At 66.6% G+C, this 14,206-nt stretch carries 5 protein-coding genes; 1 reads left to right on the top strand and 4 read right to left on the bottom strand.

Annotated features, from left to right (window positions below):
- Positions 1-126: 126 nt before the first annotated feature.
- Positions 127-9,657 carry an FG-GAP-like repeat-containing protein gene (locus VH569_RS13695; protein WP_423315960.1) on the bottom strand — a complete coding sequence of 3,177 codons (9,531 nt, stop codon included), beginning with the start codon at positions 9,655-9,657 and terminating at the stop codon, positions 127-129.
- A 143-nt stretch (positions 9,658-9,800) separates the two neighbouring features.
- Positions 9,801-10,880 carry a TIGR03032 family protein gene (locus tag VH569_RS13690; protein ID WP_423315830.1) on the bottom strand — a complete coding sequence of 360 codons (1,080 nt, stop codon included), beginning with the start codon at positions 10,878-10,880 and terminating at the stop codon, positions 9,801-9,803.
- A 291-nt stretch (positions 10,881-11,171) separates the two neighbouring features.
- Here VH569_RS13690 and VH569_RS13685 point away from each other — a divergent pair, with 291 nt between their 5' ends.
- Positions 11,172-12,974 carry a tetratricopeptide repeat protein gene (locus VH569_RS13685; RefSeq protein ID WP_423315829.1) on the top strand — a complete coding sequence of 601 codons (1,803 nt, stop codon included), beginning with the start codon at positions 11,172-11,174 and terminating at the stop codon, positions 12,972-12,974.
- 11 nt (positions 12,975-12,985) lie between these two features.
- Here VH569_RS13685 and VH569_RS13680 read toward each other — a convergent pair whose 3' ends face one another.
- Entirely contained in the window at positions 12,986-13,150 is a 165-nt protein-coding gene (locus tag VH569_RS13680; RefSeq protein WP_199235382.1) for a hypothetical protein, read from the bottom strand.
- A gap of 264 nt (positions 13,151-13,414) precedes the next feature.
- The gene (locus VH569_RS13675; protein ID WP_423315828.1) at positions 13,415-14,134 is read right to left on the bottom strand and encodes a GntR family transcriptional regulator; all 720 of its coding nucleotides are present in this window, start codon (positions 14,132-14,134) and stop codon (positions 13,415-13,417) included.
- Positions 14,135-14,206 lie beyond the last annotated feature (72 nt).

The following is a 14,206-nucleotide window of genomic DNA, read 5'->3' as shown; positions in this document are numbered from 1 at the left end:
TGCCCGCACCGCCCGACAGGGTGTCGATGCCGCGGACGGTGRYGGTSKYCSCSSYNNCGCCCMSRGYGNNACGACATCCGAACCGGCACCGCCGACCANGAACTYSRWNGCCCGARRCCGTCATCGTCACGCCGGNNSSNGGCCGNTGAAGACRAYGTCGGTGYYSGCACCGCCGGTCAGGGTATCGATGCCCGTCACGGTGACAATGTTCGGCSTGTCGCCSAGGGTGATGACRTCGRTRCCGACAYCGCCGATCAGSGTCTCGACACCGCGGGTCASCAGGGTGGYGCCCGMMSTGCCGATGGTCACSACRTCSKKKKCRGCGCCGCCRASCAGRATCTCGAYRCCMGMMCCCAGSGTCAWCSTGTTGCCGGTRTCGCCCAGGAWCRCSAGRTCGGWRCCRGYRCCGCCGATCAGCGTCTCGATGYYGCGGATGGTGGTGGTGTTGCCSGCCGAYCCCARKGTCAGSACRTCGGTGCCGGMRYTGCCGATSACGAARTCSGCRCYCGAGACGGTCAGGGTMGMCCCMGCCGARCCGGTGARGATGACSTCCASGCCSAYRCCRCCGAYSAGCGTCTCGATRCCRARCRCCAGCAGCGTGCCGCCGGCGGTGCCGATGGTCACGATRTCGGTGCCGGCSCCGCCSRSCARYGTYTCGACACCCGWSACCACCAGCGTGTTGCCGGYCGWGCCGAGGGCGATGAGGTCACTGCCGAGGCCGCCGACGATCGTTTCGAAAAGCGAAACCGTCGATGTGCTGCCGGTATCGCCGAGCGTCAGCACGTCGATACCGCCGTTGCCGATCAGGGTCTCGATGCCGCGCAGCAGGATGGTGTTGCCCGCCGAACCCAGCGTCACGACATCCGTGCCGGGGCCGCCGATCAGGGTGTCGATGCCCGACGCCGAGATCGTCGATCCGCCCGAACCGAGGAAGATGAGTTCGGATGCCGTGCCACCCAGCAGGGTTTCAAGGGCATTGGCCACCAGGGTCGCCCCCAGGGTGCCGACCGCGACCACGTCGCTGCCTGCCCCACCGGTCAGCGTTTCGAGGAGCGACACCGTCAGCGTGTTGCCGCTCGAACCTAATGCGACGATGTCCAGCCCGGTCCCGCCGGTCAGCGTCTCGACCGCCCCCACCAGCATGGTGGAGCCGGTGTCGCCGATGGTGACGGCATCGCTGCCCGCCCCGCCGGTCAGCGTTTCGATCGCGCGCAGCAGCAGCGTGTTGCCGCCTGAGCCCAGCGCGATGACATCCCGACCGCTGCCGCCGACCAGGATATCGAGCGCCGATGCCAGCAGAGTGCTGCCGGAACCGCCCAGGAAGACCAGATCCAGCCCTTCGCCGCCGATGAGGGTCTCGAGCGCGGTCGCCTGCAGCGTGATGCCGCCCGACCCGATGGTAACGGCATCAGTCGCCGCGCCGCCGGTGATGGTTTCGATGGCCGACACCGTCAGCGTCGTGCCGCCGGTGCCGAGCGTCACCACGTCCAGGCCGGCCCCACCCCGCAACGTCTCAAGCTGGGCCACCACCAAGGTGCTGCCGCCGGACCCCAGCATCACCACATCGAGCCCCGCGCCGCCCGACAGCGTTTCCAACTGCGACGCCAGCAGCGTGGAGCCACCGGTGCCGAGCAGGATGCTGTCGACACCGGTGCCGCCGGCAATCGTCTCGAACAGCGATACCGTCGCCGTGTTGCCGGTRTCGCCCAGCRWCAGSASRTCGRYRCCGSYRYTGCCGGTCAGGGTCTCGATGCCGCGCARCAGCACGGTGTTGCCGCCGTCGCCCAGCGTCACCGCGTCGCTGCCTGCCCCGCCGACCAGGATCTCCAAACCCGACACCAGCAGCGTGTTGCCGGCCGAGCCGAGATAGACCACGTCGGTCCCGCTCGACCCGAYCAGCGTCTCCAGCCCGGAGACCAGCAGCGTGTTGCCGCTGGTGCCCGACACCCGGTTCATGTCCGCCGCACTGTCRAAGCCGGCGGTGGCGAGCGTCACGATGTCCAGCCCGGCCCCGCCGGTCAGCGTCTCCAGCTGCGACACCAGCAGCGTGTTGCCCCCGGTGCCCAGCCCGATCACRTCCAGCGCGAAGCCGCCGACCAGCGTTTCCAGGTTCGACGCCAGCATGGTCGAGCCGCGGTTGCCGATGGTGATGGCGTCCAGCCCGGTGCCGCCGGTCAACGTCTCCAGCATGCGCAGCAGCGTGGTGTTGCCGCCGTCGCTGAGCGTGACGATGTCGGAGCCGGAACTGCCGACGAGGATCTCCAGCCCGGCGATCAGCAGGGTCGAGCCGCCACCGAGCTCGCCGACCACCGCCACGTCGCTGCCGGAACTGCCGACCAGCGTTTCCAGCAAATTGACGATGAAGGTGCCGCCGCTCTCCGACAGCTGGACGACGTCGCGCCCGCTGTTGCCGGTGACGGACTCGATGCCGACGATCCGCACCGTCGTGCCGCCGGTGCCCAGCGTCACCACATCCAGGCCGCTGCCGCCGATCAGCGTTTCCACCGCCAYCGTCATCAGCGTGCTGCCGCCGGACCCCAGCGTCACCACGTCCAGGCCGGACCCGCCGACCAGCGTYTCRASMCSCRRCACMRCCARCGTGTTGCCGGYSKWSCCGAGCAGGATGCTGTCGACACCGGTCCCGCCGATGATGGTCTCGAACAGCGACACCGTCGCCGTGTTGCCGGTGTCGCCCAGCGTCACCACATCGCTGCCGCTGTTGCCAGTCAGGGTCTCGATGCCGCGCAACAGCACGGTATTGCCGCCGCCATTCAGTGCGACAACGTCGGTGCCGGCCCCACCGATCAGGATCTCGATGCCCGATACCGTGACCGTCGAACCGGTCGAGCCGAGGAAGATCAACTCGGAGCCCGCACCACCGACAATCGTCTCCAGCAGGTTGGCAAGCAGCGTGCCGCCGGCAGACCCGATGGCGATCACGTCGGTGCCGATGCCGCCGGTCAGGGTCTCCATCGCCCGAACCAGCAGGGTGCCGCCGGCCGTGCCCAGGGTGATGGCATCGATGCCCAAACCGCCGACCAGCGTCTCGATGCCCGAGGCCGCCATGGTAATGCCGGTGTCGCCGATGGTGACGGCATCGATGCCCAAACCGCCGGTCAGGCTTTCAAGGCCACGCACGACGACCGTGCTGCCGGCCGGCCCCAGAGTGACGATGTCGGTGCCGGCGCCGCCGATCAGCATTTCCAGGCCGGACACCAGGAACGTGCCGCCGGCCGAGCCAAGGAAAATCAGCTCGGAGCCCGTGCCGCCAGCAATCGTCTCCAGCAAATTGGCAAGCAGGGTGCCGCCGGCGGAGCCGAACGTCACGACATCGGTGCCCGCACCGCCGGTGATCGTCTCCAGGCCGAAGATTTGCAGGGTGTCGCCGGCAGTGCCCAGGGCGACGACATCGGCACCATCGCCACCGGCAATGGTCTCGACACCCGAAACGGACAGGGTGTTGCCGGCAGAACCGAGAGCCACGACGTCGGTGCCCAGTCCGCCGGTCAGAGTCTCGAGAGCCGTTGCAAACAGGGTGCTGCCCGCGGTGCCCAGCGAAATCGAGTCGAGAGACGCACCGCCGACGATTGTTTCGAGAGCCGAAACCAGCAGGGTGTTACCGGTGCCACCCAGCGTGACGATGTCGGTGCCGGCGCCACCGGCCAGCGTCTCGATACCGCGCAACAGCAGGGTGTTTCCGACCGAGCCCAGGACAATGACATCGGTCCCGGATCCGCCGGTCAGGCTGTCGATGGCCAAGAGGGAGACGGTGGACCCGGACGTGCCGAGGATGACCAGATCGGCCCCCGTGCCGCCGACGAGAGTTTCGATCAGATCGGCCAGGATCGTGTTGCCGCCGGCTCCCAATGTGACGACGTCGGTGCCTGCCGACCCTGCCAATGTCTCGATGCCATTCACCAGCAGGGTTGTGCCGGTGGTGCCCAGGGTGACGATATCGACTCCGCTGCCGCCGCTCAAAGTCTCCAGCCGGTCGACGAGCAGGGTGCCGCCGGCGCCGCCAAGGGTGATGATGTCGGTGCCGGCCCCGCCGATGATCGTTTCGAACAGCGTGGCCAGCAGCGTGATGCCGGCCGTGCCGACGATCACCGTATCGCCGCCGTTCGACCCGGTCAGCGTTTCGAGGCGTTCGACGAGAACCGTGCTGCCGCCGCTTCCAAGCGTGATCACATCGGATGCCGACGATCCGAGAATGGTCCTGTATTGGGTGGAGACGGTCAGGGTGCTGCCACCGTCGTCCAGGACGAGAATGTCGGCACTCAGAATGCTGACCAGGGTTTCCAGCCCGCTCAGATGAAGGGTCTGCCCCGTCGCGATGATGGTTTCGATATTGGCGACGTGAATGGTCGCCCCGCTGGCGCCGATCACGACGACATCGGTGCCGGAGCCACCGATGAGCGTTTCGATGCCGGTCGTCAGCAGGGTGTTTCCGGCGGCGCCCAGCGTCACGACGTCGGTGCCAATCCCGCCGATCAGCGTCTCGATACCGGCCACCAGCAGGGTATTGCCGCCAGTGCTCAGCGTTACAACGTCGGTGCCGCTGTCTCCCGTCAGCGTTTCGAGAGCCGAGACCAGCAGCGTGTTGCCGGCGGTGCCAAGTATCGCAACGTCGATGCCGGCACCGCCGGTCAACGTCTCAAGGCCCTGCACGCTCAGGGTTGAGCCGGCGGTGCCCAGGATGACGACGTCGGTGCCGCTGTCTCCCGTCACCGTCTCGATACCGGACACCAGCAATGTGCTGCCGGCAGTGCCGAGCGTGACGACGTCGGTACCGACCCCACCGGTCAGCGTTTCAAGCGCCGACACCAGCAAGGTGTTGCCGCCGGTGCCAAGCGTCGCCACGTCTGTGCCGGCCCCACCCGTCAGCGCTTCGATGAGCGAAACCAGCAGCGTGTTGCCGCCGGCGCCGAGCGTGACGATGTCGGTTGCGCTGCCGCCGGCCAGGGTCTCGATATCGACGACACTCAGCGTGTTGCCGGCGTTGCCAAGCGTTACGATGTCGGTGCCGGCCCCGCCGGCAAGCGTTTCCATAGCCGAGACCAGCAGCGTGTTGCCGCCGGTGCCAAGCGTCGCCACGTCTGTGCCGGCCCCACCCGTCAGCGTCTCGACAGCCGAGATCAGCATCGTGTTGCCGGCGGTGCCGAGGGTCACGAGATCGATGCCGGTGCTGCCCGTCAGCGTCTCGATGCCGGTCATCAGCGTCGTGCTTCCGGTAAAGCCGAACGTCACGACATCGATTCCGGCGCCACCTGTCAGCGTTTCGATTCTCGACATCAGGACAGTGTTGCCCGTTCCCGCCAGCAGGATGGAATCGAGGCCCGAGCCACCGGTCAGCGTTTCGATCTGGGAAACCAGAAGAGTGGCACCGCTGGCACTGGCCGTGACGCTATCGATGCCAGCACCACCGACGAGCGTTTCAAGCGCCGAGATCAAGACCGTGTTGCCGGTCGACCCGAAGGTCACGACGTCGGTGCCACCGGCACCGATGATGCTTTCCACCGCGGTAACCAGCAGCGTGGTGCCGGCGGTGCCGAACCTCAGAACATCGGTGCCGGCATCGCCCGTCAAGGTCTCGATGCCGGAGATGCTCAGCGTGTTGCCGCTGGAGCCCAGAATCGCGACATCGATGCCGCTGTTTCCCGTCAATGTTTCGATGCGAGACAGATAAATCGTGCTGCCGGCGGTGCCGAGCACAATGACATCCGAAGCAATCCCACCGATCAGTGTTTCGATGTCGGAGGCCAGCACCGAGTTGCCGCTGGTGCCGAGTGTCACGACATCGGTGCCGGCACCGCCGGTCAGCGTTTCGATGCGCGAAACCAGAATCGTGTTGCCGCCGGTCCCAAGGGTAACGACATCGGTGTTGGTGCCGCCGGTCAACGTCTCGATACCGGTGACGTTCAGCGTGTTGCCGCCGGTGCCCAGCGTCACGAGATCGGTACCGGCACCGCCGGTCAGCGTCTCGATGCGCGAAACCAGAATCGTGTTGCCGCCGGTTCCAAGCAGGATGACATCGGTGCCGCTGCCTCCGAGCGCGGTCTCCAGCCTCGAAACCAGCATCGTGCTGCCGGCGGTGCCAAGGGCAACGACATCCAGGCCAGCCCCCCCGGTCAGCGTCTCCACTGCCGCGACCGTAAGGGTATTGCCCGCGGTACCGAGCGTGACGACGTCGGTGCCGGCCCCACCCGTCAGAGTCTCGACTGCCGTGACCGTAAGGGTAGTGCCGCTGGTGTCCAACGTCACGATGTCGGTTCCGGCTCCGCCGGTCAGCGTTTCGATGAGAGAAATCAGCAGAGTGCTGCCACCGGCGCTCAGCGTTGCAACGTCGGTGCCGGCACCACCCGTCAGGGTCTCGATGGCGGTGATGCTCAGCGTATTGCCGCCGGTGCCGAGTGTAACAGCATCGGTTCCGGCTCCACCCGCCAGCGTTTCGAGAGCCGAGACCAGCAGTGTGCTGCCGGCGGTGCCGAGCGTGATTATGTCGGTGCCGACCCCACCGGTCAGTGTTTCGACAGACGACACCAGCACGGTGTTGCCACCGGTGCTCAGCGTCACAATGTCGGTGTCGGCGCCACCCGTCAGCGTTTCGATGGCGGTGACACTCAGCGTATTGCCGCCGGTGCCAAGTGTAACAGCATCGGTTCCGGCTCCACCCGCCAGCGTTTCGAGCGCCGAGACCAGCAGTGTGTTGCCGACGGTGCCCAGCGTCACGATGTCGGTGCCGGCAACGCCGATCAGTGTTTCGATGCCGGCCACCAGCATGGTGTTGCCGCCGGTGCCCAGCGTCACGACATCGGTGCCGGCCCCACCGGTCAAGGTCTCAAGGCCCTGCACGCTCAGGGTTGAGCCGACGGTCCCCAGGATGACGACGTCGGTGCCGCCGTCTCCCGTCACCGTCTCGATATCGGACACCGATATTGTGCTGCCGGTGGTGCCCAACATGACGATATCGGTACCGGCACCGCCGGTCAGGGTCTCGACGTCGGACACCAGCAAAGTGCTGCCGGTGGTGCCGAGCGTGATTATGTCGGTGCCGGCCCCGCCGGTCAGTGTTTCGACAGACGACACCAGCACGGTGTTGCCGCCGGTGCCCAGTGCTACAACGTCGATGCCGATGCCACCCGTCAGGGTCTCGATGTCGGACACCAGCATTGTGCTGCCGGTGGTGCCGAGGATGACGGCATCCAAACCGGCACTGCCGGTCAACGTCTCGACATCGGTTGCCAGCACCATGTTGCCGCCGGTGCCGAGCGTCACCACGTCGGTGCCGGCGCTGCCGCTCAGCGTCTCCAGCTGCCTCACCAAGATGGTGTTGCCGCCGGTGCCGAGTTGGACGGCATCGACCCCAGACCCGCCGATGAGCGTCTCGATTCTGGACACCAGCAGAGTGTTTCCCGCTGTGCCGAGCGTCACGGCATCGGTGGCAACGCTTCCGGTCAACGTCTCGACAGCCGAGATCAGCAGAGTGCTGCCACCGGTGCCGAGTGTCACGATGTCGGTGCCGGCACCGCCGGTCAGGGTTTCCAGCAGCCTCACCAACATGGTGCTGCCACCGGAGCCGAGCGTCACGACGTCGACGTTGGTCCCGCCGGTCAACGTCTCGATCTCGGACACCGATGTCGTGTTGCCACCGGAGCCGAACGTCACGATGTCGGTGCCGGCACCGCCGGTCAGCGTATCCAGCTGCCTCACCAGCATGGTGCTGCCGCCGGAGCCGACGGTGAGGACATCGGTACCGACACCACCCGTCAGGGTTTCCAGCAGGGAAACCCGCATTGTTGCGCCGGATGTCAGGATGGTCACGGCATCGGTGCCGACACCACCGGTCAGCGTCTCCAGCTCCGCAACCCTGGTGGTGACGCCGGCCGATCCCAGGGTGATTATGTCGGTGCCGCTATTGCCGATGATGGTCGTCACCAGCGACACCGTGGTGGTGTTGCCCTGCGTCCCAAAACTCAAAGTCGATGTGCCGCCCGCGCCGCCAGAAGTGACGACTTCCACGCCCGACACCGCATATCGTACGCCATTGGAGCCGAGGAGGATGGAGTCCGTTCCCGCGCCGCCGACGATGGTTTCGACGCTATAGACCGCCATCGTATTGCCGGCATCGCTCAGAAGGATGACGTCGATGGCGGCACCGCCCAGCACGGTTTCCACGTTCGAAAAGAACGCGGTGTTCCCTGACGAGCCCAGGGTGAGGGTATCGATTCCAATCCCGCCGAGCAGGGTTTCCACCAGCGAGGCAATCATGGTGTTGCCCGCCGAACCCAGCGTGATGACGTCGTTTCCAGTCCCGCCGAACAGGGTTTTCAGCGACGACACCGTCATGGTGGTGCCGGCCGGGTCGCCCAGCGTGACCACATTGGTGCCCGTGGTGCCGGTCAGCGTCTCCAGCCCCCGCACAAGCAGGGTCGAGCCGCCGGTACCAAGTGTGACGATGTCGGTGCCGACGCCGCCGGTCAGCGTCTCCAGCCCCCGCACAAGCAGGGTCGAGCCGCCGGTACCAAGCGTGACGATGTCGGTGCCGACGCCGCCGGTCAGCGTCTCCAGACCGCTCACCAGCAGCGTCGAACCACCGGTGCCCAGCGTGACGATGTCGGTGCCGACGCCGCCGGTCAGCGTCTCGATTGCAGAGGTCAGCAGGGTGGTGCCGGCGGTGCCGAGCGTCACCACGTCGGTGCCGGCTCCACCTGTCAGCGTTTCAACGGCCGACACCATCAGGGTGCTGCCGGCGGTGCCGAGCGTGGCGACATCGGTGCCGCTACCGCCCGTCAGCGTTTCGATGCCGGTGACGAGGAAGGTCGCGCCGATGTTACCCAGCGCGATGACGTCGGTGCCGGTGCCGCCGGTCAACGTGTTGATCTGCGACAGCGTCAGCGTGTTGCCGGAATCGGCCAGGGTCCTGACGACCGGCGCGATGTTCCTGAGATATTTCAGGATGCCGGTGTCGATGCCATAGAGTGCGTCGAGGTCGCCGTCGCCATCGAGGTCGGCCAGCGCCGGCATCGGATAGCCTCCGGTGCCGAGGCCGTAGACAGCCGTCCCGACGAGCGAGAATGTGGGGGACGATGTCGTCCCGACGTTGATGGAAACGACGTCCTTGTTCACCAGGTCGAGATCGCCGTCACCGTCGAGGTCGACGAGGACCGGCGCGTTGTGGCTGACGCCCGGCGTCATGCCGAAGAGGTTCGTTCCCTCCAGCGAAAAGGTGGGCGCCGACGCGGTCCCGGTGTTGCGGTAGAAAAGGATGCCGTCGAATTGGTTCCCGATCAGCAGGTCGGCGTCGCCGTCGCCATCCAGGTCGGCGAAGGTCGGGGCCGTGTACCTGCTGGTGGCGATGCCGAAGAGGTTGGTGCCCTCCAGGGAGAAGGTTGGCGAGGACGATGTCCCGTTGTTGCGGAAGAACCGCGTGCCGCCATCGTTGCTGCCGATGAACGCATCGAGATCACCGTCTCCATCGATATCGACGAAGCTCGGTTTCGCATAGGAGTTGGCGCTGGAGAGGCCGAAAAGATTGGTGCCTTGCAGGGAAAAGGTCGGTGCGAGGCTCGTTCCGACATTGGTGAAATAGACCGTCTCGCCCAGCTTGTTGCCGACCAAAAGATCGAGGTCGCCGTCGCCGTCGAGGTCCTGGAACACTGGGGCGGCATAATCCCCGACATCGCTGAGGCCGAAAGAATTGGTGCCGACAAGGGTAAAGGTGGGAGTGGTCACGATCTTTCAGCCCTTCAGAAACAAATATCGACACCGCGTCGGCTCGCCGGCCACCGTGGGGCGTCCCGTCAATTCGGAATTTCCGTTGGCGTGGCCACCGCTTCGGCCAGCGCCCGCGCATCCAGCAGCCCCACCGCCTCGGCACGGCGCACGCCGGGAAGGATGGCGACGTCGTACAGCTCGTTCACGGTGTGATGGAGCCACAGCATGTGCGCCACGGTCCCGCTGTCCGTATCGACGACGGCCAAGCCGCATTGGGCGGAAACCCCGGCCCGCTCCAGCGCCGGTTCGAGCGGCAAGGCGCTCAGCGTTCCGTGACCGCCCCGTGGACGCGACAGCCCGATGACCGCCCATTTCCCGTGAAAGGCCAGCCCGCGGGCGAAACCGGGGCAGAAGCAGACCGGCTCGAAACGGCCGCTTCCGTCCACCGTTCCAAGCTCGCCGGAGCCGGAATTGAGCAGCCAGAGCCGGCCGCGGTGCCAGCGCGGGGAATGGGGCATCGACAGTCCGGCGCAGGCGACCTCGCCGGACAGGACATCGATCAGCACGCCGCCGTCGGTCCGGCGCTCGCGCCAGCCTTCGGTGACATCGCAACGGCCCAATGCCGTCGCGAAGATCGGCCGGCCGTCCTCGCCGAGCGCCATCCCGTTCAGATGGCAGCGGTCCTCGTTGCGCAGGGCGGAAATGAAGGCGGGCTTCCAGACCGGACGGAATCCTCGGTCGGCGTCGGGAACGGCAAGACAGCTGAAGCGCGTGTTGACGAAGACCGGAACACCGTCGGGTCCGACCGCGATGTCATGGATATCGACGTCGCCGGTCATGTAACCCAGGCGCGGCACGTAAAGACGATCTGCGCCCGACGGCGTACGGTCGGATGGCTGCAGCGTGTTGGCGAAGCGCCAGAGATGGGACTGCCCGCCGACCCACAGCGCGTTTCCGTCGACGCACAGCCCCTGGCAACGCTGCACCATCCGCTCATGGGCCTTCAAACGCCCATCCTCACCCAACCCAAGAAAGAACAGCCTGTGGGTCTCGTATGTCGAAAAGGCAATCGCGCAGCCGATCGTCGCCAGCCAGTCGGGCAGATTCGGCGTACCTTCCAGCATCGGCCGGGTCACCAGGGGCTGGGATCGTTCTTCATCGGCCATCCAGCGTTCCCTCTCGTCTGTCCCCACCCATCATGGATGATTTATTCGCATACCGCGTAAAATAAAGTTAAATTAATAAGAGAATATGGAATCTCCTTAAAGTTGGGAATCGCCCGCATCCAAAGATGGAAATGGCTTGAGAGGATATCGACGAAGGAACCATTAGATTGCAAAGGTCGGAACGGACCGTGAATTTGACCGATCCGAATCGGACCGGCGTCCAAACCCGCATAGACATATCTCGAAGGCTGCTCCGTATCGGTCAGATACGTTCCAGAGGACAATTCTTTTATGTCCCACCCAACCGACAGTTTTACCGACCCGGCCGCCGCCCTCACCTTCCGAGGCGCCGCCGCCCTGGCCGAGGGAGAGGCCGTGCTTGCCGCTTCTCTCTTCACCACGGCCGCCCTGTTGGCGCCCCATCGGGCAAGCATCTGGCACAATCTCGCTGAAGCGCGGCGTGCCTTGGGCCAACCTGCCGGTGCGGCGCAGGCTTACCACCATGCATTGCGGCTGCGTCCCGCCTATCCGAAGGCCTGGGCCGGGCTGGCCTCTCTGCTGCTCAAGAGCCGCCGCTTCAAGGCGGCGGCACGGGCAGCGGTGCGGGCGCTGGCTCTCGATCCCGGCTTTGCCGAAGCCTGGTCGGTCGCCGGCTCGATCCTGCTGGACCGGCGGGCGATGGAGCGCCTGCCGATCGTCCTGCGCCGGGCGGTGCGGCTGGCGCAGGACAACCCGCTGCCGTGGCTGGCGTTGGCCGGAGGGCTTGGCGAAACGGCGGAACCGGCTCTTCCGCTTGCCTGTGTCCGGCGCGCGGTTGCGCTGTCGCCCGACCGGCCGGCCGGCTATGTGAACCATGCCGGCCTGCTGATCAGGCTGGGCAGGCTCGACGCGGCGCAGGCCCTGCATGGCCGGCTGCGCCGGCTGGCGCCGCTGGAGGGACATGCCGAGGCCGGCGACAGTCTGGTGGCAACCCTGCGCGGTGATTTCGCGACGGCCCTATCGCTGGCCCGCCGCTCTCTCTCCCTGCAACCGGCTTCTCCGGCCGCCCTGATCAACCTGTCCCTGGCTGAACATGGCAGTGGGATGACGGAACCGGCGCGCCTCGGCAACGAGCGCGCCCTGGCGCTTCAGCCCGAAAGCGACGTGGCACGCTTCAACCTGTCGATGGTGCTGCTGGCGGAAGGCGACTTCGCCAAGGGGTGGCGCCTCTACGAATCGCGCTGGCGGATGGAGCGTGTGGCCTATCCGGCCCATGCGCCACGCTGGACCGGCGGAAACCCGGCAGGGCGCTCGCTCCTTCTGGTGGCCGAACAGGGGCAGGGAGATACGCTGCAGTTCGTCCGTTATGCCCCGATGCTGGCGGCACTCGGCGCCCATGTCCACCTGATGGTGCAGCCGGCATTGGTCCGGCTGCTGTCCGGGCTTCCCGGCATCGCCTCCGTCCGGTCGCTCACGGAGCCGCCACCGGCATGCGATGCCTGTATTCCGCTGCTCAGCCTTCCACTGGTGTTCGGCACCGGTCTGGCGACCATTCCGGCCTCCGTCCCCTATCTGAGCCCGCCCGGGCAGGAGCGCGCCGCCTGGAAACGGAGGCTCGACGGGAGCCCCGGCGGTGAGGGCGGACTGAAGGTCGGTCTGGTCTGGGCCGGTTCGGCGCATGACGAGCAGTTCGTCGCGCATATGGTCGACCGGCGGCGCAGCCTGCCGCTGGCTGCCCTGGCCCCGCTCGCGGGCATTCCGGGTGTGAGGTTCTACAGCCTGCAAAAAGGCCCGCCGGCGAGCGAAGCGCGGACATCCGGTCTCGACCTTGTCGACTGGATGGATGAGGTCGAGGATTTCGCCGACACCGCCGCGCTTGTCGCGGAACTCGACCTTGTCATCAGCGTGGACACCTCGGTGTGCCATCTGGCCGGCGCGCTGGGACGGCCGGTCTGGATGCTGTCGCGCCACGATGCCTGCTGGCGCTGGCTGCGCAACCGGTCCGACAGCCCCTGGTATCCGACCATGCGCCTGTTCCGCCAGGACCGGCCGGGCGATTGGCCACCCGTCATCCTTCGGGTCCGCACCGCCCTGGAACGTTGGGCTATGTTGTGAGGCGAAAACTGCTATTGGCCGACCGACAGCAGCCCGCTGACACCCATCGCCACCGGCACCGTCGCCGGATTGGCAGGCACGGTCCGCGAAAAGGCAGGCTGGGCAAGGCCGAGTGCGGCCAGCAGCGACAGGGTGCCGGCAACCAGGGCGGTGGAACGAAGGATCAGATCGAGCATCGGGCTGTCTTTCAAAAATCTGGCTTTCAAATTTTGAAATTCGGATCGGTTGGCGGCGTCCGGACCGGCGGTGACCGTCCGGACGACAGCGACGGACTGCCGCGGATCGCCATCCCTCCTCGTTCGGGATCGTGTGCAACGCTCTCCATTCACCATCTGAGGAGAACATAGACCTTATTTATTCCTACTGTAAAGATAGCGATTCAAAATTCTTTTACACAAATAATCCATGTTCTATCCGGCCGGGATGTCCGTCGCCCGACCCTACCCTTCCCAGCGGTGGGACAGGATGAAGCTGTAGCGCTCGGATCTGATGTGGAACACCGAACGGTCGGCGCAGCCGCCGCCGACGAAGACGGAGCGGCGATCCATCACCAGCACCGGCGCGCCCGCCGGCAGGCCAAGCGCCGCCGCCACCTCCGCATCGGCCGCCGCCGCCTTCACCTCGATGTCGGCGCCGCCGACCGGCTTGCCGACGATGTCCTGCAGGATGCCGTAGATCGGCTTGTGTCCGGCCGCCTGCCAATCGACCGGCTCCAGAGCCGGCGGCAGCAGGCTGCGGCCCAGGGCCACCGGCTCGCCATCCACCAGATGCAGGCGGCAGACCTCCAGGCAATGGGGGCCGAAATCCTCCCGCAGGTCCGGCGGAGTCGCGACGATCCGCGCCGAGATCGGCCGCATCGCGGCGTCCAGCCCCTGAAGCCGCAGGGATTCGTGAAAGCTGCGCAAACGGTCGAGCGGATGCTGGACGCGCTTGCCCGCCGTGAAGGTGCCCTTGCCCTTGCGGCGCTCGATCAGCCCGTCCGCCTCCAGCCGGTCGAGCGCCAGCCGGACGGTGACCCGGCTGACGCCGAAGCGGGTCCCGATCTCGCTTTCCGTCGGCAGCCGCCCCGATGGCTCGAACAGCCGGGCGGCGATCTCGTCGCGCAGCCGGTCGGCGATCTGCCGGTACAGCGCCGTCGCGTTGTCTCGCACCACGGGCACCCTGGCTTCCCTCCCCGATTGATCGACCCGGCCAGCGGATCGAGGCCGCCTTGATGCCACCGGGGACGGGAC

The sequence above is a fragment of the Azospirillum sp. 11R-A genome (assembly GCF_049472615.1).
GTDB lineage: Bacteria > Pseudomonadota > Alphaproteobacteria > Azospirillales > Azospirillaceae > Azospirillum > Azospirillum palustre.
Note: the sequence above shows the minus strand (reverse complement) of the source record. Positions and strands in the feature narration are given on the sequence as shown.